Annotated in this window: 24 protein-coding genes; 6 read left to right on the top strand and 18 right to left on the bottom strand. The window is 62.1% G+C overall.

Annotated features, from left to right (window positions below; translation table 11 throughout):
* Positions 1-94: 94 nt before the first annotated feature.
* A complete protein-coding gene (locus EOB36_RS18735) occupies positions 95-988 on the top strand; it encodes an SDR family oxidoreductase (protein ID WP_128285425.1) in 894 nt (297 codons plus the stop codon).
* A 52-nt stretch (positions 989-1,040) separates the two neighbouring features.
* Here EOB36_RS18735 and EOB36_RS18730 read toward each other — a convergent pair whose 3' ends face one another.
* Both EOB36_RS18730 and EOB36_RS18725 read right to left on the bottom strand, forming a co-directional pair.
* Positions 1,041-2,954: a potassium transporter Kup gene (locus EOB36_RS18730; RefSeq protein ID WP_095483405.1), complete on the bottom strand. Its 1,914-nt coding sequence runs from the start codon at positions 2,952-2,954 to the stop codon at positions 1,041-1,043.
* Between the two features lie 103 nt (positions 2,955-3,057).
* A complete protein-coding gene (locus EOB36_RS18725; RefSeq protein ID WP_095483404.1) occupies positions 3,058-3,798 on the bottom strand; it encodes a pyridoxine 5'-phosphate synthase in 741 nt (246 codons plus the stop codon).
* 111 nt (positions 3,799-3,909) lie between these two features.
* On the opposite strand from EOB36_RS18725, the gene EOB36_RS18720 reads away from it, so the two are divergent.
* On the top strand, positions 3,910-4,314 hold the full coding sequence (locus EOB36_RS18720) for an STAS/SEC14 domain-containing protein (protein WP_095483403.1): 405 nt from the start codon (positions 3,910-3,912) through the stop codon (positions 4,312-4,314).
* A 36-nt stretch (positions 4,315-4,350) separates the two neighbouring features.
* On the opposite strand, the gene EOB36_RS18715 is transcribed toward EOB36_RS18720, so the two are convergent.
* The 9 genes from EOB36_RS18715 to EOB36_RS18675 form a co-directional block, all read right to left on the bottom strand.
* Positions 4,351-5,478, bottom strand: coding sequence for an ATP-dependent RecD-like DNA helicase (locus EOB36_RS18715; protein ID WP_126105951.1), 1,128 nt, complete (start codon positions 5,476-5,478; stop codon positions 4,351-4,353).
* A 145-nt stretch (positions 5,479-5,623) separates the two neighbouring features.
* On the bottom strand, positions 5,624-6,010 hold the full coding sequence (locus tag EOB36_RS18710) for a nitrile hydratase accessory protein (protein ID WP_126105950.1): 387 nt from the start codon (positions 6,008-6,010) through the stop codon (positions 5,624-5,626).
* The gene (gene nthB, locus EOB36_RS18705) at positions 5,997-6,656 is read right to left on the bottom strand and encodes a nitrile hydratase subunit beta (RefSeq protein ID WP_095483400.1); all 660 of its coding nucleotides are present in this window, start codon (positions 6,654-6,656) and stop codon (positions 5,997-5,999) included. The genes EOB36_RS18710 and nthB overlap by 14 nt, the downstream gene beginning before the upstream one ends.
* On the bottom strand, positions 6,653-7,264 hold the full coding sequence (nthA, locus tag EOB36_RS18700; protein WP_127205210.1) for a nitrile hydratase subunit alpha: 612 nt from the start codon (positions 7,262-7,264) through the stop codon (positions 6,653-6,655). Before nthA ends, nthB begins: the two co-directional genes overlap by 4 nt.
* Before the next feature lie 66 nt (positions 7,265-7,330).
* On the bottom strand, positions 7,331-10,495 hold the full coding sequence (locus EOB36_RS18695) for an efflux RND transporter permease subunit (RefSeq protein ID WP_128285424.1): 3,165 nt from the start codon (positions 10,493-10,495) through the stop codon (positions 7,331-7,333).
* Positions 10,492-11,727: an efflux RND transporter periplasmic adaptor subunit gene (locus tag EOB36_RS18690; protein ID WP_128285423.1), complete on the bottom strand. Its 1,236-nt coding sequence runs from the start codon at positions 11,725-11,727 to the stop codon at positions 10,492-10,494. The genes EOB36_RS18695 and EOB36_RS18690 overlap by 4 nt, the downstream gene beginning before the upstream one ends.
* A gap of 165 nt (positions 11,728-11,892) precedes the next feature.
* Entirely contained in the window at positions 11,893-12,489 is a 597-nt protein-coding gene (locus tag EOB36_RS18685) for a LysE family translocator (protein ID WP_127205207.1), read from the bottom strand.
* A 150-nt stretch (positions 12,490-12,639) separates the two neighbouring features.
* On the bottom strand, positions 12,640-13,212 hold the full coding sequence (ilvN, locus tag EOB36_RS18680) for an acetolactate synthase small subunit (protein ID WP_095483396.1): 573 nt from the start codon (positions 13,210-13,212) through the stop codon (positions 12,640-12,642).
* 84 nt (positions 13,213-13,296) lie between these two features.
* Positions 13,297-15,078 carry an acetolactate synthase 3 large subunit gene (locus EOB36_RS18675; protein ID WP_126105945.1) on the bottom strand — a complete coding sequence of 594 codons (1,782 nt, stop codon included), beginning with the start codon at positions 15,076-15,078 and terminating at the stop codon, positions 13,297-13,299.
* Positions 15,079-15,553: 475 nt separating this feature from the next.
* Between EOB36_RS18675 and EOB36_RS18670 the strand changes: the two genes are divergently transcribed.
* Complete coding sequence (locus EOB36_RS18670) at positions 15,554-17,356, top strand: NAD(P)/FAD-dependent oxidoreductase (RefSeq protein WP_095483394.1); 1,803 nt, start codon at positions 15,554-15,556, stop codon at positions 17,354-17,356.
* A 13-nt stretch (positions 17,357-17,369) separates the two neighbouring features.
* On the opposite strand, the gene EOB36_RS18665 is transcribed toward EOB36_RS18670, so the two are convergent.
* From EOB36_RS18665 to EOB36_RS18655, 3 genes are read right to left on the bottom strand one after another with little or no spacing between them, the layout of a single operon-like run.
* A complete protein-coding gene (locus EOB36_RS18665) occupies positions 17,370-17,897 on the bottom strand; it encodes a GNAT family N-acetyltransferase (protein ID WP_095483393.1) in 528 nt (175 codons plus the stop codon).
* A gap of 48 nt (positions 17,898-17,945) precedes the next feature.
* Positions 17,946-18,254 (bottom strand): hypothetical protein, encoded by a 309-nt coding sequence (locus EOB36_RS18660; RefSeq protein ID WP_095483392.1) that lies wholly within the window; start codon positions 18,252-18,254, stop codon positions 17,946-17,948.
* Positions 18,255-18,258: 4 nt separating this feature from the next.
* On the bottom strand, positions 18,259-18,825 hold the full coding sequence (locus EOB36_RS18655; protein WP_095483391.1) for an XRE family transcriptional regulator: 567 nt from the start codon (positions 18,823-18,825) through the stop codon (positions 18,259-18,261).
* 154 nt (positions 18,826-18,979) lie between these two features.
* On the opposite strand from EOB36_RS18655, the gene EOB36_RS18650 reads away from it, so the two are divergent.
* Entirely contained in the window at positions 18,980-20,818 is a 1,839-nt protein-coding gene (locus tag EOB36_RS18650) for an ATP-binding protein (protein WP_095483390.1), read from the top strand.
* Between the two features lie 202 nt (positions 20,819-21,020).
* Here EOB36_RS18650 and EOB36_RS18645 read toward each other — a convergent pair whose 3' ends face one another.
* Entirely contained in the window at positions 21,021-21,812 is a 792-nt protein-coding gene (locus tag EOB36_RS18645) for a GGDEF domain-containing protein (RefSeq protein ID WP_095483389.1), read from the bottom strand.
* 104 nt (positions 21,813-21,916) lie between these two features.
* Positions 21,917-22,885: a tRNA (adenosine(37)-N6)-dimethylallyltransferase MiaA gene (miaA, locus tag EOB36_RS18640; protein ID WP_095483484.1), complete on the bottom strand. Its 969-nt coding sequence runs from the start codon at positions 22,883-22,885 to the stop codon at positions 21,917-21,919.
* Here miaA and serB point away from each other — a divergent pair.
* Complete coding sequence (gene serB, locus EOB36_RS18635; protein WP_095483388.1) at positions 22,875-23,762, top strand: phosphoserine phosphatase SerB; 888 nt, start codon at positions 22,875-22,877, stop codon at positions 23,760-23,762. The two genes, miaA and serB, sit on opposite strands and share 11 nt — an antisense overlap.
* On the top strand, positions 23,759-24,322 hold the full coding sequence (locus EOB36_RS18630) for a GNAT family N-acetyltransferase (protein ID WP_128285422.1): 564 nt from the start codon (positions 23,759-23,761) through the stop codon (positions 24,320-24,322). The genes serB and EOB36_RS18630 overlap by 4 nt, the downstream gene beginning before the upstream one ends.
* Here EOB36_RS18630 and EOB36_RS18625 read toward each other — a convergent pair whose 3' ends face one another.
* On the bottom strand, positions 24,323-24,583 hold the full coding sequence (locus EOB36_RS18625) for a pilus assembly protein HicB (protein WP_095483386.1): 261 nt from the start codon (positions 24,581-24,583) through the stop codon (positions 24,323-24,325).
* Entirely contained in the window at positions 24,580-24,990 is a 411-nt protein-coding gene (locus EOB36_RS18620) for a putative toxin-antitoxin system toxin component, PIN family (RefSeq protein WP_245461614.1), read from the bottom strand. The genes EOB36_RS18625 and EOB36_RS18620 overlap by 4 nt, the downstream gene beginning before the upstream one ends.
* Positions 24,991-24,997 lie beyond the last annotated feature (7 nt).

Raw genomic sequence — 24,997 nt, 5'->3', positions numbered from 1 at the left:
CTTTACGAGGGTCGGTCAATTCCTATTTTAGTGCTGGTCTCTTTTTGAGACTTATACAAGCACCCGCCGCTCCGGCGCAACGACAGGACTTCCCATGACCGAAACCCTTCTCGTCACCGGCGCCTCCGGCCAGCTCGGCCGCGGCGTCATCCGTCATCTGCTGGATACGCTCAAGGTCCCGCCCGCACGCATCATCGCCACCACACGCAACCCGGAAAATCTCGCCGAGCTGGCGGCGCGTGGCGTCGCCATCAGAGCCGCCAACTTCGACGACACGGCGTCGCTGGCCAGCGCATTCAAGGGCGCCGACAGGGTTCTGATCATCTCGACCGGCGAAATCGACCTGCTTCACGGCAAGCGGCTGAAGCAGCATCAGAACGCAGTCACCGCAGCCAAGCAGGCCGGCGTTTCGCATCTGCTCTACACCTCGATGCCCAACCCGGAGCCGGGATCGCCGGTGCTGTTTGCCGGCGATCACTACGGCACCGAGCAGGCTATCAAGGCGAGTGGCATCCCCTTCACGATTTTCCGCAATGGCTGGTACCAGGAGAACCTGTTCATGTCGCTGCCACACGCCATTGCCTCCGGGCAGTGGCACACATCGGCGGCCGACGGCCGCATCGCCCATGGCGCTCGCGACGACATGGCCGCGGCGATCGCTGCCGGCCTCGCTTCCAGGGCGACCGAAAGCACGACATACACGCTGACGGGTCCGCAGGCCTATACAGTCGCCGAGATCGCAGCCCTGGTGACCGACGTCACCGGCAAGCCCATCGAGGTCGTCCAGCTTTCGGATGAAGCGCTCACCGAGAGGCTGAAGGCCGCCGGCGTCCCCGAAGGTTTCGCCCCCGTCATCACTTCCTTCGACACCAACACGCGCTCCGGTCGGATCGCCATGGTGACCGACGCGGTCGAGACGCTTTCAGGCAAAAAGCCGCAATCGCTGAAAAATTTCATCGAGGCGAACAAGGCAGCTTTGGCTGGCTGACCGCGGAGGTTGCGACAAAGGCCGTGCCCTTCGACAGGGCACGGCCTTTCGACTAGATAGCCACCTGCGTTCCGATCTCAACCACACGTCCGGTCGGGATCTGGAAGTACTCGGTCGCATCCGCTGCCGTGCGCGCCAACCCGATGAACAGCTTGTCCTGCCACACCGGCATGCCGGAATTGGGTGATGCCTTGAGCGAGCGCCGCGACAGGAAGAAGGAGGTCGTCATGATGTCGAACTTCCAGCCCTGCTTGCGGCAGATCGCCAACGCACGCGGAATGTTGGGCTGTTCCATGTAGCCGAAGGTCAGCGTCACCCGCATGAACAGCTCGTTGATCGTTTCCATCTTGACCCGATCGCTATCGGGCACGAGAGGCTGCTGCGCAGTGACCACCGACAGGATGACGTTCTGTTCGTGCAGCACCTTGTAGTGCTTCAGGCTGTGCATCAGTGCGGTCGGCGCGCTGACTGGATCGCTGGTGAGGAACACGGCCGTACCGGACACCAGCTGCGGTTTCTTCTTCAACAAATTGCCGGCAAGGAAATCGAGCGGAATCTCGTTCCTGCGCGTCTTGTCGAAGAGATAGTGACTCCCGCGTATCCAGGTCCCCATGATCAGCCCCATGAGGCAGGCAACAGCGATTGAAACCCATCCGCCTTCCACGAATTTCACAATATTTGCCAGGAAGAAGCCGGTATCTATCGTGCCAAAGAGCAGCGCGAGCGCCGCAGCGAGCGCGATCTGCCATTTCCATTGCCACCGCATCACCACAAATAGCAAAATAGTCGTCATCAGCATTTCGCCTGTCACCGAAATTCCATAAGCGGAAGCCAGGGAACTCGAACTGCCAAAGCCGACGACCAGCAGCATTACGCCGAGCGCGAGAATGAGATTCACGCGCGGCATGTAAATCTGGCCGAGTTGCATCTCGGAAGTATGCTGAACTTCGATTCTGGGCAGAAGATTGAGCTGCACCGCCTGCCGGGTCAGCGAAAACGCCCCGGAGATGACGGCTTGACTGGCGATGACAGTCGCCGCTGTTGCGAGCCCGACCATCGGTATCAGTGCCCAATCTGGCAGCATCTGGAAAAACGGATTGTCGGGCACCCCCCCGTGAGCAAGAACGAATGCGCCTTGCCCAAAATAGCTGAGTAGCAGGCATGGGAAGACGATCCAGAACCAGGCTAGCACGATTGGACGGCGACCGAAGTGCCCAAGATCGACGTAAAGGGCTTCAGCACCGGTAACCGCCAGAAAAACCGCGCCGACGGTGAGAAATGCGCCCGTTTTGGCTTCGGCAAGATAGACGACTGCATAGTAGGGGTTGATTGCCAAAAGCACCGACGGATCGTCGTGAATGTGCACCAATCCGGCAATGCCGATCGCCAGAAACCAGAGCGCCGTCACCGGCCCGAAAACGGAGGCCACTCTACCGGTCCCGAAGCGCTGCACGGCAAACAAGACGGCAAGAATCACCAGTGTAATGGGAACCACGTATGGATCGAACGCCGGGGTCACGACGCTCAGCCCTTCCACTGCTGAAAGCACCGAGATGGCCGGCGTTATGATCGCGTCGCCGAAAAACAGTGCGGCTCCGCAGAGACCAATGGCAAGAATGATGCCAGAACCGGCCGGATAAGCTTTCCGGGCCAGCGCCATAAGCGACAGGGTACCGCCTTCACCCTTGTTGTCCGCCCGAAGCACGAAAGCGACATACTTTATTGTCACGATAATCGTCAGTGCCCAGACGATCAGCGATAGAATGCCCAGAACGGCACTGCGCGGATCGGTGCCGGACGAAGCATGCAGTGCTTCGCGAAGCGCATAGATCGGGCTGGTGCCGATATCGCCGTAGACCACGCCGAGCGCGCCAAGCATCAGGACCTTGGTGCTGTGCTGTTCGACCTTAGAATGGCTTGATTGTTCGACGGGTTCTGCCTCACTACCACTGTTGGTAAGGGCCATGGACAACACTCCGATAAGCGCGCGGTGCTCTACGCTTGCTGCGATGCAATATCAAGTGCCCCAACGTGATGGCTGCCATGTAAGCAATGCGAGGCTTCCATCTCTACCACCCACAGGCCTTCAGAAATCTCTTGACCGTGCCGGCCATGCCATACTCCAACGCATCGGCTGTCAACCCATGTCCGATAGACACTTCGGCCAACGCCGGGATGCGCTTTGCCAACGCCGGCAGGTTGTTCACCACCAGATCATGCCCGGCATTGACCTGAAGCCCGGCGGCAAGTGCGGCATCGGCGGTTTTTCCCAATCTTTCCAGCTCTTTCGCGGCCTTTTCCGAATCGGAATGATAGCTGCCATACGGACCCGTATAGAGCTCGATCCGGTCCGCGCCGGTGTCGCGCGCAGCCTTCACGCCTGCTGGATCCGAATCAGAAAACAACGACACGCGAATGCCGGTTTTCTTCAGGCGTTTGACGATCGGTGTCAGGAACGCCGCGTCGGCAACGAAGTTCCAGCCATGGTCGGAGGTGGCCTGCGCCGGGTCATCCGGCACCAGCGTCACCTGCTCAGGCTGGTGCTTTTCCACAAGCGCCAGGAAATCTTCGCTCGGATAGCCCTCGATGTTGAACTCTGCCCTGGGGAATTCGTCGTCGATCAGCGCCCGGATCTCCGGCAGGTCGGAATGCCTGGTATGCCGTTCGTCGGGCCGCGGATGAACAGTCAGCCCATGGGCGCCCGCGGCAAGCGCGATGCGTCCGAGCCCGGTCACGCTTGGCCACGGCAGATCGCGCCGGTTGCGCAGCATGGCAATGGCATTGAGATTGACGGAAAGTTTTGCGGGCATTTTGCGGGTCCGGGCTGATCTTGTCGCGCATCTATACCGCCTTTGACGGGAACAGACAGGGGGTTTCCGGTGTTCCAGACGGATGGATAATGGCCAGCAAGAGGAAGAGCCGTGAACTATCTTGAAGCCGTGCCGGCGGTTCGCCGCATCGACACCGACCGCGACGACCTGTTCGCCATCGACGTCGTCGGCCATGTGGCGGCGGCCGACGCCGAAAATCTGTTCGGTTTGCTGGAGGCGGCTTACGCGCTGCACCCGAAAATCGACGTGCTGGTGCGCTTGATCGACCATGATGGCGTCGACTGGGTCGATGTGTCGGACGAAACGCTTGAACAGGGCACGGCCCGTGCCGTGGAGCATGTCGGCCGCTGCGCGGCGGTCGGCGAGCCGAACTGGGTACCCGACGCGCAGAGCTTGCTGCCTGCTTCCTTGCCCGTCGACCTCAGGCATTTCGAGGCCAAGGACGAAGCTTCCGCCTGGGAATGGCTCGGCGCCAGACCGATTGCCCCGCGCTGACGCAATCCCAGTCCACGGGGCTGCGGCTCGATCGGCCTATCTGACGATCGTCAGCCGTTCGGCCGCTCGCGTGATCGCGGTATAGAGCCAGCGCTGGCGGGTTTCCTTGAACGCCCAGCTTTCGTCGAAAAGCACGATCTCGTTCCACTGCGAGCCTTGCGCCTTGTGCACGGTCAGCGCGTAGCCGTAGTCGAAATCATCAAAGCGCTTCTTCTGCTGCCAGGGAATATCGGCGTCCGGCTCCTCGAACGCCGCTTTGAGCAGCTTGATCTTGGCGACGCCGCGGTCCGGATCGTCCTCCTCCGGTGAAACCAGCAAATTGATGCCGGGTTTCACCGTCTCGCGCGACGAGGTCATCACCTTCCACAGCGAACCGTTGAGCAACCCCTTGGCAGGGTCGTTGCGCAGGCAGACGAGCTTGTCGCCGGCCTGCGGATAGTCGGCATTGAACCCCTTCAGCTCGCGCAGCCGCTTATTATAGCGACGTCGCGTCCTGTTGGTGCCGACCAGCACCTGGTCCGCCTTCAGCACCAGCTCCTGGGTGACGTCTTCCTTGCCGATCACCTGCGCTGTGCCATAGTCGCCGCGCATGAATTCGCGGCCCTCGCGCACGTCGAGCGCCAGCCGGAGGATCGGGTTGTCGCGCGCCTGCCGGTGGATTTCGGTGAGCAGAATATCCGGCTCATGGTCGGTGAAGAAGCCGCCGCCCGAGATCGGCGGCAACTGGCCGGGGTCGCCGAGAACAAGGATCGGCGTGCCGAAACTCAAGAGGTCACGGCCAAGCTGTTCGTCGACCATCGAGCATTCGTCGATGACGACCAGTTTCGCACGCGATATCGGGCTCTGCCGGTTGAGCGAAAAGGTCGGCGACATCGAGGTCTTGCCGGTCACCTCGTCCGCTACCGATTCTTCGCCCTTCGGCCGGTAGATCAGCGAGTGAATGGTGCGGGCATTGAGCGCGCCCTTGGAACGCAGCACCTGCGCCGCCTTGCCGGTGAAGGCGGCGAACTGCACCTGGCCGTCGACATGCTCGGCGAAATAGCGCGCCAGCGTCGTCTTGCCGGTGCCGGCATAGCCGAACAGCCGGAAGAGCTGCGGCTTTCCGGTCTTGAGCCAGTTGGCGACCGCTTTCAGCGCATCGTCCTGTTGAGGGGAGAATTCCATCAGCGGGAGAGACCGGATTCGCGAGGGAAAGACAAGGCCGACAGCCACCGCCACCGATCATCGGCGGCAGGCCGCACCGCTCCAATGACGCAAGTTATCAGGCGGGAGGCGGAACGTAAAGAGAACGAAGTCGGGCCGCCACGACCTAGCCGGTCGGGTCGCCACGACCTTCGGTCGGCCTGGGATCGTTCTCGAGCAGGATCGGCTTGCCATGCGGCGTCGCATGCGCGGCGCGTTCCCAGGCGGCGGCGAGCGCATCGACGTCGCCCTTTCCGGCAACCCTTTTGGCCGACAGCAAATTTTCCAGCGCCGCCAGCCAGTGCTCGTAATAGTCATGGCCATCGCTTGCGGCACCCGGCTTCTTGACCTCGGCGGACAAGGCGTCCGCCCATTCGCTCCAGGAAAACAAGCCCTTGTCGTGCAGCGCAACCGTCATGGCGAAGGCTTCCGCTTGCCATGGCTCGGCGAATACCGGCGCATCGAGGCCCGCGGGCAGCTTGGCAGCGTGTGACTTCGCCTCACGCTGGCTCAAGGTAGCTCTCCCAGGCGTCAATCGACACGGTCAACGTCGGATCGGCGCCATCGCCCCAAATCTCCGCGCCGTCGAAAGCCACCGTATAGACCCATTGCGGGTTTTCGCCCTGGCCGTGCGCATTTGTATCAGGGAAGACAAAACCATCGCGCACAGCCTCGACGACGCCCTGCTTGCCGCGTGCGTAGCGCGGCAGCCTTGTATGGCCGGTAGGATGAAAATTCTTCGTGCGCACGAGGTCGCCCAGTTTGAACCGCGCCGATGTGGCAATCGGCCGGTCGCAGGGGCCACCCTTGGCCAGCACCGCCGGCACGTTTTCGGCCTTCAGCACTCGCTTTGGCGTCGCCGCAGGGTCGACCGCCTTGCCCGTGGCCAGATCGCTATCGCTGACGAAGCCGTGTCGCTTCAGCAAGGTTTCGAGCGCCTTGATCCAGATCTCATAATAGCTGGAGGCATAATAGTCGGCGGGATGCAGCGATTCCCGCGCATGCCGGCTCTCGTCGATATTCCAGGCGCCCATGGCGCCGGCGCACAGCGTCACGCCCAGCGCCCGCCTTTCCCAGTCGGCATGGAAATAAGGTTCGTCCTTTTCGGGCGCGACCGGCCCGAACCCCATCTGTCCGCCGAGATCCTGCGGCCCGTTCATGCCGGCTCCCGCGCCAGTCCGGTGCCGATCATGGAGTCGCGCGTCACCAGATCCGCCAGCCGCTCCTCGCTCCAGCCCTCGGTGCCATCAGGCCGCATCGGCACGACGAGGTAACGCAACTCGGCGGTGGAATCCCATACCCGGATTTTTGTCGTCCTCGGCAGTGTCAGTCCGAATTCCTCGAGCACGCCGCGCGGATCGATGACCGCGCGCGAACGATAGGGCGGCGCCTTGTACCAGACCGGCGGCAGGCCGAGCACCGACCACGGGTAGCAGGAGCACAGCGTGCAGACGACGAGGTTGTGCGTGCCTGCCGTGTTGAAGACGGCCTGCATGTGCTCACCCTGCCGGCCGGTGTAGCCGAGCGAGCCGATCGCCGCCGTCGCATCGCGCTTCAGCCACTCGGCATAGTCGGCATCGACCCACGCCTTCGCCACCACCTTGGCGCCGTTGCGCGGACCGATTTTTGTCTCGTAGGTGTCGACGATCACGTCGATCGCGGTCGGATCGATCAGCCCTTTCTGGGTGAGGATCGTCTCCAGCGCGCGCACCCGGGCGGCAAAAGGATCAAGCTCGTTATCGTGGTGGTGATCATGGTTGTGGGACATGGCCATAAAACTACGACTGCAAGCATCTCATCGCAAGCGCCGCGGCTTGGGCCAGCCCATTGGCCTCTATTCCGCTGCCGCCTTCTGCGGCTCGCCCTGCAACTCTTCTTCGCCCTCGAACAGCGAAGGCTGGTCGACGGCTTCGACGGGTGGCTGCTCGTCCCGACGCCTCGGCCACAGCCTGACAAGCCAACCGGAAAGATGCTCCATGTAGACATAGATGACCGGGGTGACGAACAGCGTCAGCGCCTGCGAAGCGACCAGGCCGCCGACCACCGCCACGCCGAGCGGCTGGCGCAGTTCGGCGCTGGCGCCGGTGCCGAGCGCGATCGGGATCGTGCCCATCAGCGCCGCCAATGTCGTCATCATGATCGGACGGAAGCGCATCAGGCAGGCTTTGTGAATGGAATCGAGCGGCGACATCCCGTCGCGCCTGAGCTCGAGCGCGACGTCGATCATCATGATGCCGTTCTTCTTGACGATGCCGATCAGCATCAGGATGCCGATGACCGCAATCACCGACAGGTCCATTCCCGCAAGCCGCAACGCAACAAGCGCGCCGAGCACCGCCGACGGCAGTCCGGTCAGGATGGTCAGCGGATGGATGAAGCTTTCATAAAGGATGCCGAGGACGATGTAGATGGTCAGGATCGCGCCGCCGATCAACAGCCCCTGGTTGGCAAGCGAATCCTGGAACGTTTTCGCCGTGCCCGAAAAAGTAGTCGAGATTGTCGCCGGCATGCCGATCTTTTCTTTCAGCGCATTGATGCGGGTGACGCTGTCGCCGAGCGCGACGCCCTGCGGCAGATTGTAGGAGATGGTCACCGCCGGAAGCTGGCCGAGCTGATTGACGGTCAAGGCACCGGCGGTCCGATCGACACGAGCGAAGGCGCCGAGCGGCACCAGGCTGCCGCTGGCCGTTCTCACCTTGATCGCCAGCATCCTTTCTGGCGACCACTCGATTCTCGGGTCGAGCTCCATGATCACCTCGTAGCTGTCGGCGGAGCCGAAGATGGTCGACACCTGCTCGGTGCCGAAACCGCCATAGAGGCTGGAGCGCAACGTATCGGTGTCGACGCCGAGCGTCGCCGCCTTGTCGCGATCGACCACCAACGACGCCTGCAAGGCGTTGTTCTGCAAATCATTGGTGACGTCGGTGAAGGCTGCGTGATCGGCGGCCATCGCATCGGTGAGCTTCTGCGCCCAAACGTCCGCCGCGCCTATGTCGAGGCCCTGCACAACGAGCTGATAGGCGCTGGCCGAAGCGCGCGCGCCGAGCCGCAGGTTCTGCACCGGCTGCATGAAGGTTTCGATGCCTGGGACATTGGCCAGCTGCCGCCGCAGGTCCGAGAGCACCTTGTCGAGATCGGGGCGCTGGTCCTTGTCCTTCAATTGCACATAGAGCCGGCCCTGGTTGAGCGCATTGTCTCCGCTGCCTACCGACCACCCGACATGCGAGACATAGGGTGAATGGGTGAAGACATCAGCCACCTGCCCCTGCAGCTTCGCCATGGCGTCGAATGAAATGTCCTGGCGCGCGGTGGTCGTCACCGAAATCTGGCCGATATCCTCCTGCGGGAAGAAGCCCTTCGGCGAGGTCTGGATCAGCCAGACCGACATTGCGGCCGTCCCGACGAAGACGAGAAAAACCAGGAAACTGTGCCGCAGGCAAAAGGTCAGCAGCCAATCATAGCCCCGCATGAAGAAACCGTGCCTGCGGCCTTCGCCCTGGGCTGCCTCGCGGTCGGCTTTCGACACCGACAAAAGCCGCGAGCACAGCATCGGCGTCAGCGTCAGCGACACGAACATCGACGCCAGGATGGCGACCGTCACCACCACCGCAAATTCGTTGAAGATGCGCCCGATCACTCCGCCCATCAAAAGCACGGGGATGAACACAGCGACCAGCGAGATCGAAATCGAAATGATGGTGAAGCCGATTTCACGGGCGCCCTTGAGCGCCGCGTCGAGGGCCGAGAGCCCGTCCTCCTCCATGTGGCGAAAAATGTTCTCCAGCATGACGATCGCATCGTCGACGACAAGGCCGACCGCCAGCGTCAGACCCATCAGCGAGATGTTGTCGATGGAAAAGCCGAACAGGAACATGGCGCCGAGCGTGGCGATCAGCGAGATCGGCACCGCCACCGCCGGGATGATCGTCGCCGTTACCCGGCGCAGGAACAGGAAGATTACCATCACCACCAGCGCGATGGTGAGCAGCAGCGTGAACTGCACGTCGTCTACCGCCTCGCGGATCGAAGTCGAGCGGTCGTTGAGCAGCTGGATGCTGGCCGCCGCCGGCATCTGATCCTGGAACGACGGCAGCATCGCCTTGACGCGGTCGACGACGTCGACGGTGTTGGCATCGGGCTGGCGCTGCACGGCCATGATGATCGCGCGAGTGCCGTCGTACCAGCTGGCTGTCGTCGTGGTCTCGACTGAATCGATGACGCGTGTCACCTCGCCGAGCCGCACCGGACGGCCGTTCTTGGTGGCTATGATGATGTTGGAAAATCCCGCCGCGTTGGTCAGCTGCGTATTGGCGGTGATCGTCAGCTGCTGCTTGTCGTTCTGCAGCACGCCGAGCGGCGTGTTGCTGTTGGCCGAGGCGATCGCCGTCTGCAGCTGGTCGATCGAAATGCCACGTGCGGCGAGCGCCGTCGGATCGATCTGGACGCGCACAGCGTATTTCTGCTGCCCGAAGATCGAGACCTGCGCCACGCCGTCGATCGTCGACAGCGACGGCGAGATCACATTCTCGGCAAAGGCATCGAGATCGGTCAGCGGAACCGTGTCGCTGACCAGCGACATCAGCAGGATCGGCGCATCGGCCGGATTGACCTTGCGGTAGCTCGGCGGGCTGGTCATCTCGGGCGGCAATTGCCGCTGCGTTCGCGCGATCGCCGCCTGCACGTCGGCCGCCGCAGCGTCGATATCGCGGTTGAGCACGAACTGAATGGCGATCGAGGTCGAGCCGAGCGAGTTGGTGGTGGAGATCGAATCGATGCCGGCGATGGTGGCGAACTGCTTGATCAATGGCGTTGCCACCGAGGTCGCCATGGTTTCCGGCGAGGCGCCGGGCAGCGAGGCCGAGACGTTGACCACCGGAAACTCGGCGCTCGGCAGAGCGGCCACCGGCAGGAACTTGTAAGCGAACAGCCCGCCCAGCACGAGCGCGAAGGACATGAGTAGGGTGGCGACAGGCCTGCGGATGCAGAATTCGGAGATCATGGACGCGCCTCGCCAGTCTCGGCAACCTTGGGAGACGCTTGATCACTAGGCCTGGTCGAAGCTTCGGCTTCGCGGACCGGCGAGCCGTTCTTCAGCCTTGTCTGGCCCTCGACGACGACACGTTCGCCGCTCTTTAGCCCTTCGCCGATAGCGCTGTTGTCGCCTTCGGTCAGTGCGACCTGCACGGGCCGCATCTCCACCGTGTTGTCAGGCTTGATCACATAGACGAACGGCCCCTTCTGGCTGGGCTGGACCGCAACCGTGGGAACGGAGGTCATTTCCGGCATGATGCCGGCATCAAGCACGACATTCACATTTTGGCCCGGCCACAGCGAAAGATCGGCATTGGGCACGCTGGCCCTGGTTGCGATCGTGCCGGAGGCGGTGTCGACGCTGGAATCGACGAAATCGAGGGTTCCCTTGCCGATCGGTGTCGGGTCACCGTCCCTGGTCAGAGTGACTGCGCCTTCCTGCGGCGCCGCCAGCGCCTTGTGCAGCAAGGCAAGATCGCTTTCCGGAAGATTGAAGTTCACCTGCAGCGGGTCCACCTGGGTGATGGTCACCAGCGGGGTCGACGTGCTGTTGCCGTTGCTGGTGGTGACGAGATCGCCAATCGTGACGCTGACCGCGCCCAGCCTGCCGGAAATCGGCGCCGTGATCGTAGCAAAGCCAAGCTGGACCTCGTCCGCATCGATCGTCGCTTTGTCGGCATCGACCGTGGCCGCGGCGGACTTCTGCGCGGCGATCGCCTGATCGTAGGTCTGCTGCGTGCCGGCCTGCCTGGCGACAAGATTCTTGGCGCGCTGAAGATCGGCCGTGGCACTTGCAAGCAACGCCTGGTCCTTGGCGAGTGTCGCCTGGTCACGGGCCAGTTGCGCCTTCAGAGCACGATCGTCCAGCGAGAACAGAAGGTCGCCAGCCCTCACCATTTGCCCGTCCTTGACGGCGATCGATGTGATCTGGCTCGAGATCCGCGCGTTCACGCTGACCACGGCGGGGGAGGATACGAAGCCGATGGCGTAGCGCCGGATCGGGAAGTCGGCCTTCGAAGCGGTGGCGGCAACCACCGAGGTAGAACGTGCGGCATTTGCGGCGGCCGCCGGTTTGACAGGTGCCGCCTGCCCCGCTGACAGCATCTGCCGGACCTTCTCCGTTGCAGCGGGCGAAAGATAGAGCCCAGCCGCGACAAGGCAGGCGATCGCAAGCACCGCAAGCACGATCTTTCCACGCATCGCCAAAAAGCCTTCTATCCGACACGCCGTGGTTCGGTGGTCATATCTGGCATAACTCGCAGCCTGATGCCGCGGTTTCACCAGATAGTTAGAAGGCGCCGAAGGCGAAAAAGTGCCAAAACCCGGCATTACGAAGATTTAATGTGCAGTGCACAATAAAGCGGCTTACCGCAGCATCGGCCACAGCGTCGCCGCGAGCAGCACGCCCATGGCGATGTTGAACCATTTCAGCCGCACCGGATCCGAGAGAAAACCGCGCAGCGCCATGCCGAAACCTGCCCACACCGAAACACTCGGCAGGTTGACGACGGTGAAGGCTATCGAGATCAACGCCACCGAAAGAAATGGATGCTCCGGAATGGCATAGACGGCCATGGCGGTGATCGCCATCACCCAAGCCTTGGGATTGACCCACTGGAATGCTGCCGCATCGATGAAACGCATCGGTCGCGCCTTAGCCTCGCCCTTGCCGCTGAGCGAACGCGACATGGCGATCTTCCACGCGAGATAGAGCAGGTAGACGCCGCCCGCGATCTTCAACCCGGTGTGCAGCACCGGAAACGCAGTCAGCACGGCGCCCAGACCGAAGCCGACGGCCAGCAACAGCACGAGGAAGCCGATGCTGATGCCCAGCATATGCGGAATGGTTTTGGCGAAACCGAAATTCACCCCGGAAGCCAGAAGCATGAAGTTGTTCGGACCCGGCGTGATCGAGGTCACGAAGGCGTAGACCAGCAGGGCAAGGAATGCGTCGAGGGTCATGGCTTCCTCCCAAGCAGGTCAGCAATATTGTCATTTTACCTCAGACGCACAAAGGCCACCTCACGGCGGCAGCCGGGCCAGAAGATCAGGATCAAGGCGACAGAATAAATACAGGCGGCGCCAGAGCACTGGACCCAAAGCGCCGGACGATCACATCCCTTGCGGACCGCGGTTCAACGCCGCCACGCCGGTGCGGCAGATTTCGACCAGGCCGAGCGGCTTCATGATGGCGATGAACTGGTCGATCTTGGAACCCTTGCCGGTGATCTCGAAGATGAAATGCTCGGTGTTGGCGTCGATGACGCTGGCGCGGAAGGCATCGGCGAGCCTTAGCGCCTCGACGCGGGCTTCGCCGGTGCCGGCCACTTTCACCAGCGCGAGCTCGCGCTCCAGAGGCCGATCCTGGCCGAGCTCATGCGAGCGCACGGTGAGATCGACGACACGGTGCACCGGCACGATGCGCTCGAGCTGGTGCTTGATCTGCTCCAGCACATGCGGCGTGCCGCGCGTCACGATGGTGATGCGCGACAAATGCTTCTCATGCTCGGTTTCGGAGACCGTCAGGCTTTCGATATTGTAGCCGCGTCCGGAGAACAGGCCGATGACCCGGGCCAGCACGCCCGGCTCATTGTCGACCAGCACGGAAAGCGTGTGAGTCTCCGGCTTTTCCGTTTCCTTGGCGATGAAATAGGCGGAGCCGGTCGGTTGAAGCTGTGCGTTCATGACATGAATCTCGATTTCAAACTTTTGAGCTAATTCTCTGTTTCCGCACGGCTTCTTCCAACAAGCCCTGCCTCGGCCTGGGGGCTACACCAGTTCCCTGCCCTTGGCGTCGATGGCGTTGGCCACCGCCTCGTCGGTCGCCTCGTCCGGCAGAAGCATCTCGTTATGCGCCTTGCCCGACGGGATCATCGGGAAGCAGTTGGCAAGTGTGGCGACCCGACAGTCGAAGATCACCGGTTTCTTCACCGCGATCATCTCCTTGATCGCGTCGTCCAGCTCGTCCGGTTTCTCGCAGCGAATGCCATGGCCGCCATAGGCTTCGGCGAGCTTGACGAAATCCGGCATCGCCTCGGTGTAGGAATGCGACAGCCGGTTGCCGTGCAGAAGCTGCTGCCACTGCCGCACCATGCCCATATACTGGTTGTTGAGGATGAAGATCTTGATCGGTGCGTCGTGCTGCACCGCCGCGCTCATCTCCTGCATCGTCATCTGCACCGAGGCATCGCCGGCAATATCAATGACCAGCGCATCCGGGTGTGCGATCTGCACGCCGAGCGCCGCCGGCAGGCCGTAGCCCATCGTGCCGAGCCCACCGGAGGTCATCCAGCGGTTCGGCTTCTCGAAATGATAGTGCTGCGCCGCCCACATCTGGTGCTGGCCGACCTCGGTGGTGATGTAAGTGTCCATGTCCTTGGTCAGCGCGTAGAGCCGCTGGACGGCATATTGCGGCATGATCACGTCGTGGTTCATCTTGTAGGCAAGCGAATCCCGCGCGCGCCATTTCGCGATCTGCTCCCACCACGGGTGGAGCGCCTTCTTGTCGGCCTTGGCAGTCGCCCGCCACAGCCGCACCAGATCCTCCAGCACCCTGCCGACATCGCCGATGATCGGCACGTCGGTGTGGACGTTCTTGTTGATCGAGGACGGATCGATGTCGATGTGGATCTTCTTCGAGTTCGGCGAGAACGCGGTGAGCCGGCCGGTGATGCGGTCGTCGAAGCGCGCGCCGATGCAGACCATGACGTCGCAATCATGCATCGCCATGTTGGCTTCATAGGTGCCGTGCATGCCGAGCATGCCCATCCAGTTCTTGCCCGAAGCCGGATAGGCGCCGAGGCCCATCAGCGTCGAGGTGATCGGGAAGCCGGTGAGGTCGACCAGTTCGCGCAGCAAATGGCTGGCTTCCGGGCCGGAATTGATGACACCGCCGCCCGTATAGAGGATCGGCCTTTTGGCGTTGGCCATCAGTTCGACCGCCGCCTTGATCTTTTCCAGGTCGCCCTGGACCTTAGGCTGATAGCTCGTGCGCGGCGCCGTCTGCGGCGGCACATAGATGCCCTTGGCGAACTGCACGTCCTTCGGGATGTCGACGACGACCGGACCGGGACGTCCTGTCGTCGCGACATGAAACGCCTCGTGGATGATTGCCGCGAGCTCGTTGACGTCCTTCACCAGCCAATTGTGCTTGGTGCAGGGCCGCGTGATGCCGATCGTGTCGCACTCCTGGAAGGCATCCGAGCCGATCAGCGATGTCGGCACCTGGCCGGTCAGGCAGACCAGCGGGATCGAATCCATCAGCGCATCCTGCAGCGGCGTCACCGCATTGGTGGCGCCCGGCCCCGAAGTCACCAGCATGACGCCGGCCTTGCCGGTCGAGCGCGCATAGCCCTCCGCCGCATGGCCCGCGCCCTGCTCGTGACGGACGAGGATGTGCTCGACCTCATCCTGCTGGAAGATCTCATCATAGATCGGGAGAACCGCGCCGCCCGGATAGCCGAAAACATGCTTGACGCCATTGTCCTTCAGCGCCTGCACCACCATTTCGGCGCCGGTCATTTCGCGCCGCTCGTTCTGTCCACTGCTCATCGGTCTGGTCCCGTACTGTCCGCCATCAGGCGATTGCTGGTCGTTTAGTCGTGTTTCGGGCAATAAAAAAGGCCCCCGAGGGAGCCTGTGTGTGCGCATGGGAGGTTTTCGCCCGGCGGTTACACCGCCTTGCCCACGCGCTTTCCTACTACGAGAATGAGTGCCGTTTTCATGGTGGCGGACAATAGAATTGGTTTTGCGCCGCTGTCAACGGCCAATGTGCACAACGCCAAAACGGTTCGGGGCGGTTGGCCGTGTCAGACAGGCCCGTTGGCGCCCATCGCGTTGAACCACCGTTCCGGTACGACCGCCGGCAGGATCAGTGTCCGCGATCGTCCCGATAAGCCATTGAAACCACGCTAAACTATTTGACGACGTGACGCGGCGCATAGTTTGCCGCGATACTCCGGCCAACCGGACTGGGAGGGTCCGGCAAAGCCACGATGACGACCAGGACTTCACGGGAGGAAATTTGATGCTCGACAAGGCCCCAGCCCAGAAACTGACCGACCTGCTCGACCAATTCGGTGCAGCGCTCGCCGCCAGCGACATCGACAAGGCGGTCGGGTGCTTTCAGGAAGACTGCTACTGGCGCGACCTCGTGACCTTCACCTGGAACATCAAGACCATGGAAGGTCGCGACCAGGTGCGCGACATGCTGATGAGCCAGTTGGCGAAGACAAAACCTTCGAACTGGGCGATCGCCAAGGGCGAGGACGCCAGCGAAAGCGGCGAGTTGCTGGAGGGCTGGATCAGCTTCGAAACTGAGGTTGCGCGCGGCTTCGGCCATATCAGGCTGAAGAACGGCAAGATCTGGACGCTGCTCACCACCATGGTCGAGCTGAAGGGTCATGAGGAACCCGCCGGCTTCGCCCGGCCGATGGGCGCCAAGCACGGTCACGGCAAAAATCGTCCAACCTGGAAGGAGGAGCGCGAGAAGGAGGCGACTGAACTCGGTTTTGTCCGTCAGCCCCACACGCTCATCGTCGGCGGCGGCCAGGGCGGCATCGCGCTCGGTGCCCGGTTGCGGCAGCTCGGCGTGCCGACCATCATCGTCGAGAAGAACGAGCGTGCCGGCGATTCATGGCGCAAGCGTTACAAGTCGCTCTGCCTGCACGACCCGGTCTGGTACGATCATCTGCCCTATATCGATTTTCCGAAGAACTGGCCGGTCTTCTCGCCCAAGGACAAGATCGGCGACTGGCTGGAAATGTACGCCAAGGTCATGGAGCTGAATTACTGGTCCTCGACCGAGGCCAAGAGCGCCACCTATGACGACAAGAAGAAGGAATGGACCGTCATCGTCCACCGCGACGGCAAAGATATGACGTTGAAGCCGAAGCATCTGGTGCTGGCGACGGGACAGTCAGGCAAGGCCAATTTGCCGAAATTCAAGGGCATGGACAACTTCAAGGGTGATCAGCACCATTCCTCCAAGCACCCCGGCCCCGATGCCTATGCCGGCAAGCGCGCCGTCGTCATCGGCTCGAACAACTCAGCCCATGACATCGCCGCAGCCCTTTGGGAGGCCGGCGCCGATGTCACCATGGTGCAGCGCTCGACCACCCATATCTCCAGATCCGACACGCTGATGGAAATCGGACTGGGTTCGCTCTACTCGGAAAAAGCCGTGCAAGGCGGGATGACCACGGCCAAGGCCGACCTCGTCTTTGCGTCCCTGCCCTACAAGATCCTGCATGAATTCCAGATCCCGGCCTACGCCGAGATGAAGAAGCGCGACGCCAAATTCTACGAGGGGCTGGAAAGGGCAGGATTCATGCTCGACTGGGGCGATGACGATTCCGGCCTGTTCATGAAATATCTCAGGCGCGGCTCAGGCTACTACATCGATGTCGGTGCTTCCGACCTCATCATCGATGGCTCGATCAAGCTGAAAAGCGGCGTCGAGGTCAAGGAGGTCCGGGAGCATTCGGTCCTGCTTAGCGACGGATCGGACCTGCCGGCCGACCTCATCGTCTACGCCACCGGCTATGGCTCGATGAACGGCTGGGCGGCCGACCTGATATCCAGGGACGTTGCCGATAAGGTCGGAAAATGCTGGGGCCTCGGCTCCAACACTACCAAGGATCCCGGCCCCTGGGAGGGCGAATTGCGCAATATGTGGAAGCCGACGCAACAGGAGGCACTGTGGTTCCATGGCGGCAATCTGCACCAGTCGCGCCACTATTCGCAATTCCTGTCGCTGCAGTTGAAGGCGCGGCACGAAGGCATCGCAACGCCGGTCTACGGGCTGCAGCAGGTCCATCACAAGGGATAGAAATTCAGAGCAGTCACCGGGACTGGCCGATGCGCTTCCAGTAGATAAGCGTACCGGTCAGCCCGCCATGCGGCTTCAACGCGTAGTCCGGTATTTCGCCGGCTAGCGTGAATCCCAGCCTCTCATAGAGGCCGGAGGCGCCCTCCTCTGCCGCTGTATCCAGGACCAGCAACGTGCGGCCTTTCTCGACAGCGAGGCTTTCGGCCGCCCGCATCAGGCGAGTCGCCACGCCCTTGCCGCGATGATCGACACGGGTCATCAGCTTGGCGATCTCGGCCCGGTGCGGCTGGTTGGGAGGACAGTCGAGCAGCAAGGTGACGGTGCCGACCAGAGCCTTGCCATCCCATGCACCGAGCACCGCTCTTTCGCCTCTTGCCGCGGCCATAAGCGATCTGGTCCAGAAGGCGCCTGCAGCTTCCGGCGCCAGCGGATGCATGAAACTGACTGATCCGCCGGTCGCAACCGTCTCGATCAGCATATCGACCAGCATTGCCTGGGCTCCCGCAGCCTGGGTCAGAGCCTTGATTTCGATGGAGCTCATGCGTGCGATGTCCTTTGACTGCGTGGAGCGATCTGCGTGTTCCAGCCGTCAATCCAGACGACTGACTCGGCGTCGCTTTCGTGCTGCCTTGATCGCGGCGATGCGATCGGTGTCCTTTGGCTGCAGATGCAGCCCGCGTTCCAGGATTTCGAGCGTATATTCCTCATAGGTCAGGCCCAGCCGCTCGGCCTTTTCCATCCGCATCAGCATCACGTCGCGGCTCGGCGCCTTCCACGCCTTGGCATGCGCAGCCTGCCAGGCAAGGAAGATATAAGGGTCGCCCTTGCCCCATGGGGGGCCCTTGTAGTCGTCGAGTGGCGGTCCGCCATTGTCGGAGCGTTTGGGACGGCGTGCCATGCGTTCAGCCTCTTGCCAGCGCAACCAAATAGTCGGCGGCGTCCGGTCCAGGAGCATGGAAGGTGCAATTCGACGGCGCGCCAAGCGCCAGGCAGTCACCGGGTTCGAGACTATGCACGACATCGCCCTCGGTGAATTCCAGCCGTCCGGAAATCAGCCAGATCTGCTGTCTGATGAAGGCGTAGGACGCGGCCGGAAAACTCACCTTGGCTCCCGCCGGCAATTGCACCCGGATCAGTTCGAGCGGCATGTCCGAGACCGGCGAAAGATGCCGCCTGATATAGCCGGTGGCGGGATCGCGCCAGACCGGCTGATCGCTTTGGCGAAGCAGCCCGCCGCCCTGCAGCTCCGCCCGCGCGATGAGGGTGGAAAGCGTCATGCCGAAGGCCGCTGCGATGCGCACCAGAAGTGCTGCGGTCGGGCTCGTCTTGCCGCGCTCTATCGTGCTGAGCATGGCCTTAGACACGCCGGAGCGGTCCGCGAGCTCCGCCAGTGACCAGTCCTTCAAAGCCCTTTCGGCGCGTATTCTTCTGCCGATGGTCGAGGAGATATCGTTCGCTATAACAGTCATTAATCCGGTATATCGAAATTGCGGCTTCGAGCAAGGGGCCGATCGGTTCAATTTTCGCGAATGGCTTAATGCCCCCTACACCATCCGACCTCACCCCACCTTAACCTCGCCGCCGTAAGGTCGATCGCCTGGGGAAATGGGAAACAGCCTGTCCATGTTCGTCGACCGCGAAGCCTCCGTTGGAGAGCCGGCATTGCAGGAGCGCCGCAAGGCGGAGCAGAGCGACAAGCGCATTCTGGGCAATGTCGTCCAGTGCGACGGCGCGCGCGCCACCATCAGCGCCTATGCCGCCGATGTCGAAGGCACGGTCACCGGCCATTGGAGCGTCGGCAAGATGATCTCCATCAATCTTGGCACCACGCGAACCGTCGGCCTGGTCTACGAGATCGGCAAGTCGGATCGCGCCTGGAGCAATGAGGGCCAGAACCCGATCGAGGTCAGCATCGAGCTTATCGGCGAGGTGCGCGACGGCGCCGAGCCCGGCGCCAAACCGATTTTCGACCGGGGCATTACCATCTATCCGCATATCGGCGCCATCGCCCACCGCATTCGCAGCCGCGACCTGCAGGCAGTTTATGATCTCGCCGGACGTCATTCGATCACCATCGGCACGCTGTCACAGGACGAGGCGATCGACGCCAACATCGCCATCGACGACACGCTGGCGCGCCACTTCGCTATTGTCGGCACCACCGGCGTCGGCAAATCCACCGCCGTCTCGCTGCTTTTGCGCAAGTCGATCGCCGCCCGGCCTGACCTGCGCGTCCTTATCCTCGATCCGCACAACGAGTTCGCCGCATCCTTGCCCGAACACTGCGTCAGGGTCGATTCGACGACGCTGGACCTGCCCTTCTGGATGTTCAAGCTCGAGGAATTTGCCGAAGTGCTGTTTCGCGGGCGCGAGACCGTGCCGGAAGAGATCGATGCCTTGCGCGATCTCATTCCCGCCGCCAAGAACCTGTACCGCAATCCGAATTCGGGCGGCTATCTCAGGCGCGGCAGCGATGCGCTGACCGCGGACACGCCGGTGCCCTATCGCGTTGTCGATCTCATCAAGCAGATCGACGAGCGCATGGGACTGCTGGAAAGCAAGAACGACCGCCCCACTCTCAAATCGCTGAAGACGCGCATCGAATCGGCGGCCTCGGATCCGCGCTACCGCTTCATGTTCAACTCGCGGCTGATCGAGGACACTATCCACGAGACGATCGGCAATATTTTTCGCGTGCCGCATCACGGTCGCCCGGTGACCTGCTTCGAGATGGCCGGCATGCCGTCGGAAGTGGTCAATTCGGTCTGCTCGGTGCTGGCGCGCCTGGCCTTCGACCTAGCGTTGTGGAGCGAAGGCCGGCTGCGATTGCTTTTGCTGTGCGAGGAAGCCCACCGCTATATGCCGGCCGATCCGCGCCTCGGTTTTGCACCGACCCGGCACGCGCTGTCGCGCATCGCCAAGGAAGGCCGCAAATATGGCTGCTATCTTGGTGTCGTTACCCAGCGCCCGGGCGAGCTCGATCCCACCATCCTGTCGCAGTGCTCGACCTTCTTCGCCATGCGGCTCGCCAACGAGCAGGACCAGGCGATCGTCCGCTCGGCGATCGCCGATTCCTCGGCCTCGACGCTGGCGTTCCTGTCTTCGATGGGTCAGCGCGAAGCCATCGCCTTCGGGGAAGGCGTGGCGACGACCATGCGGCTGAAATTCGAAAAACTGTCCGCGGATCTGATCCCCGGCACGGCCAAGCGCGAGGAAGCCTTGCCGTCCGAGATCGGCAACGATGTCGATCTGGTGGCGATCGTCGAAAGGCTACGCAACGTGCCAAAACCGCAGCAGGCGATGGCCTTCGCCGAAGTCGTCGATTCAAACCGGCAGGCCGGCGATTCCAACTATCGCAAGCCACCCGCCCCGACTGTCGCACGCGTCCAGTCGGACGACGATTTCGACATGCGTTATGGCCTGAAACCGGCAACCTTCGGTCTGCGCCCGCAAAACGACTGAGCCGGCGGCCTCCAGCCCATCAAGCTTCCGTTGCAGACTTGTCAGCCTGTGAAGCCAGGGCAAATCCCGTCAGAAAATTCGTCAGGCTGAGTCGGATGGCGCCGTTTTCGAGAACCGGAGCGGAGCGGACATTAGTCCGTGAGCACCGGAAGCGCAGAAAACGACGCCAGACGGCCAGCATCACGAGTTTAATGACGGGATTTCAGGCGCAGACGCGGTTTCGGCCTTGCCTCTTGGCCTCATAAAGCTGGCGATCCGCGCGGCGATAGAATTCTTCGGCGGTTTCCTTGCGATCCCAGACGGCGAGGCCGACGCTGGTGGTGATCTTCAGGCGAACATTGCCTGATAGTATCGACATGTTGGCGATCGCCTTGCGGATGCGCTCGGCGAATTTGGACAGCAGTTCGGCGTCCATGTTGGGGGTGACTACTGCGAATTCCTCGCCACCCAGGCGCGCAACCACGTCGTGATAGCGCGTCATGTCCTTGAGACAATTGGCGACCGCCCGCAACACTTCGTCGCCGACATCATGGCCGTGGGTGTCGTTGACCTGCTTGAAATGGTCGAGATCAAGGATCATCAGCCCGACCGGCTTCTCGATGCGGCGGAATTCCTCGAGATATTCCTTCAGTGCATCGTCAAAATAGCGCCGGTTCTGCATGCCGGTCAGGCTGTCGGTCAGCGCCGCATGCTCCAGCGTTTCCGAACGGGCGCTGAGCGAAACCGTCATGGCGCGCAGCTTGCCTTCTTCCGTCGCCTGCTTGCGGATCAGTGGGTAGATGAAGAAAATGCCGAAGAACAGGGCAGTCGCCAAAAGAACGCCGGTCGCAAACAACAGCTTGTTGAGATAGATGATCTTCTCAACCCCGGAAGGCGTGACACTCTCGGCCGCGAAGGCCTGCAGAAGCCCATAGGCGTGAAGCGTCACCAGGCCGGCGGCCAGGATCACGAAGATGAAGACGAAAAAGGCTGATTCCGCCTTGTGAAAACGCATCTGCTCCCCGTTGGAAAATTCCCACAGACCTTATGGCATGGAGGGCCTTACGGACGGTTAATTAGGACAACTTCGACGGGAAGTCTCCCCCCAAGATCAACTTTTCAGGTTGCACTGGAAAGGGGATCCGAGATCGTGGATCCCACACGATCACCGAGGCGCAGTCTCAGCCATTCCGGACCCAACTGATGCCTGAACCAGGTCGCCTGGCGCTTGGCGTATTGTCGCGTCGCGATCTTTGCGCGCTCGATCGCTTCCGGAAAACTCAGCTCCCCGGCTATTGCGGCCTGGAGTTCGCGAACGCCGATCGCCTTCATCGCCGGCAAATCGGAATCGAGACCAAGACTGGCGAGTTGTTTGACCTCATCGAGGGCGCCCTTCTCCAGCATGCGGTCGAACCGCGCCTCGATCCGCTCCACCAGCGCCGCCCGGTCCGGTTCGATCACGAAGAAGCGTGCGCTGTCCCTGTCGATCAACGGCCGGCCGCGCGCCGTCTGCCATTCCAGGATGGAACGGCCTGACGCGTCGAGCACCTCCAACGCCCGCACGATGCGCTGGCCATCGGTCGGCTTCAGCATCATGCCTGCTGCGGAATCCTCGCGCAGCAAGATGCGGTGAAGCTTGGCCGCGCCCTGCTCCCGGAGTTCGTAGCGCCAGCGGTCACGGATCGGCTGCGGAATGTCGGGCATTTCCGAAATGCCTTGCGCAAGCGCCCGGAAATAAAGCCCGGTGCCGCCGACGAAAATCACCGGCCGCTCTGAGAGCGTGCCCTCGTCGATGAGCTTCATCACGTCGCGCAGCCAGGCGCCGGTGGAATAGGCGATGGAGGGATGGACATGCCCGTAGAGATAATGCGGGACGCGAGCGAGTTCGGCAGCGGTCGGCCGCGCCGTCAGCACGTCGAGCACAGAATAGCCTTGCATGGAATCGGTGTTGACGATGACGCCGCCCTTGCGCTCGGCGAGATCGAGCGCGAGAGCGGACTTGCCGCTGGCGGTCGGCCCGGCTATCAGGATCGCGTTCTCAACGTGGCCCTCGCCCGCCTGCCCGCCGGAATTTTCGATGCCGCTGATCGCCACGCTCGTATCCCATCCCGCCGGCCGCGCATTGTCGCCGGCGCTTGCGAATATGGCGTCACGGTCGGTCGGCGCAAGCACTGTTCGCTGGCTGGCCGAAGGCATCGCCTGCGAATTCGCTTTGCCCGAGGCGGCCGGAGCCGCTGAAACGACCGCCAGCCTGCGCGCCGTGCTCGCACCCGAACCGGTCGACGTGATCGTTCAGCAGGTCGAGGCAAGGCGAAAGAAAATCCTTATCGCCGATATGGATTCCACGATGATCGATCAGGAGTGCATCGACGAGCTTGCCGATGAGATCGGCGTCAAGGATTACGTCGCCGCCATCACGGCGCGATCGATGAATGGCGAGATCGCTTTCGAGCCGGCCTTGCGCGAGCGGGTGGCGCTGCTGAAAGGCCTCGACACTGCCGTGGTCGACCGCGTCATCACCAACCGCTTGACGCTGGCTTCCGGCGGCCGCGCGCTTGTCCAGACCATGCGCGCCAATGGCGCATGGACTGCGCTCGTGTCGGGTGGCTTCAACGTCTTCACCGCACGCATCGCCGCCATGCTCGGCTTTCAGGAGAACCGCGCCAATCGGCTGATCGAGCAGGGCGGCCACTTCACCGGGCTTGTGGCCGAGCCGATCCTGGGGCGCGCCGCCAAAGCCGATGCGCTACTCGAGATTTCGGCCGGCCTGGGGCTGACGACCGCAGACGCCATTGCTGTCGGCGACGGCGCCAACGACCTCGACATGATCCGCCTTGCCGGCGCGGGTGTGGCACTTCATGCCAAGCCTGTCGTGGCGGCGGAGGCAAAATTCCGCATCGACCACGGCGACCTGACCGCGCTTCTCTATCTGCAGGGCTACCGGCGGGAGGAGTTTGTAGAGTGACGCCGATCCGCACCGAGCGGCTAATCCTGCGCAACTGGGAGGATCGCGACCGCGAGCTCTTCCACCGGATCAATTCCGACGAACGCGTCATGGAATTCTTTCCATTTCGCCGCGACCGCGCTGCCGCGGACGCCAAAATGGACGAGTTTCGCGCCTGGATCGCCGAGGATGGCTACGGTTTCGCTGCCGCCGAGATAATTGAAACGCGCCAATGCATCGGCTTCGTCGGCCTTCTCGATACCGATCATTTGCCCTTCCTGCCCGCCGGCACCGTCGAGATCGGCTGGCGGCTGGCGCCCGAATTCTGGGGCCATGGCTATGTCACCGAGGCGGCCGAAGCGTGGCTCGCCTATGGCTTCGAAACGCTTGGCCTCGACGAAATCGTGTCCTTCGCCGTTAGGGATAATCACCGTTCCACCGCGGTCATGAAGCGCCTGGGCATGATCGCCGACCCGGCCAGCGATTTCGACCACCCCGGCATTCCGGACAGCCACGCCGCGCTCAAGCAGCATGAGTTCTACAGGCTGACAGCCAAGGATTGGCGAAAAAACCGACCCTAATCAGTGCTTGTCAAACGGAAGCTCGTCGCCGGGTTGCGGCGGTTTGACGCCGACGCGATCGAGCACTTTCGAGAAATCATCGCCCGATGCATCACCAGCCCGTCGACGCAGGAAATCGGCCGCTGTCTCCATGGCTCCCACCTTTTGCGCCACAGCCGAAGCGATCCACTGGTTCAGCGACACACCATCAGCCTTTGCCAGACGTGCAGCCGCCTCCTTGATCGACAAGGGAAGTTTCAACGGATAAGTCGCCTTGCTCATGTTCGAAATCCTTCTAACAATTCGGCGGGGCTGACGACTGGAACTTCAAAACGGCCTGCCGCAGTCACAAAATCGCGGCGATTGTGAGTGACCAATGCGTCTGCCCGACCATTGATCGCTGCCTCAAGCACCATCTCATCCTTCGGATCATTCAATTGCGGGCGCCAGAGAAAGTGCAGTTCGACCGGCTCTGCCAAGACAGCGAAGCCGGCCAGCAAACGATCCAGATCTGCAAGCGACAATCCGTGAATTGCCCGTTGCTCAGGGCGGGTCAGCACGGTTTCATATTCAAGAAACAGCGCTGTTGTCACCAATGGGCAAAACTGTCGATTTGCGACCAACCGCAAAACGGCAAATGACGCACCATTCCTGCTGCGCAGACCTGCGGTCAGAACGTTTGTGTCCAATGCGATC

It is taken from the genome of Mesorhizobium sp. M6A.T.Cr.TU.017.01.1.1 (assembly GCF_004023115.1).
Lineage (GTDB): Bacteria > Pseudomonadota > Alphaproteobacteria > Rhizobiales > Rhizobiaceae > Mesorhizobium > Mesorhizobium mediterraneum.
This window is presented reverse-complemented; position numbering and strand designations above follow the sequence as displayed.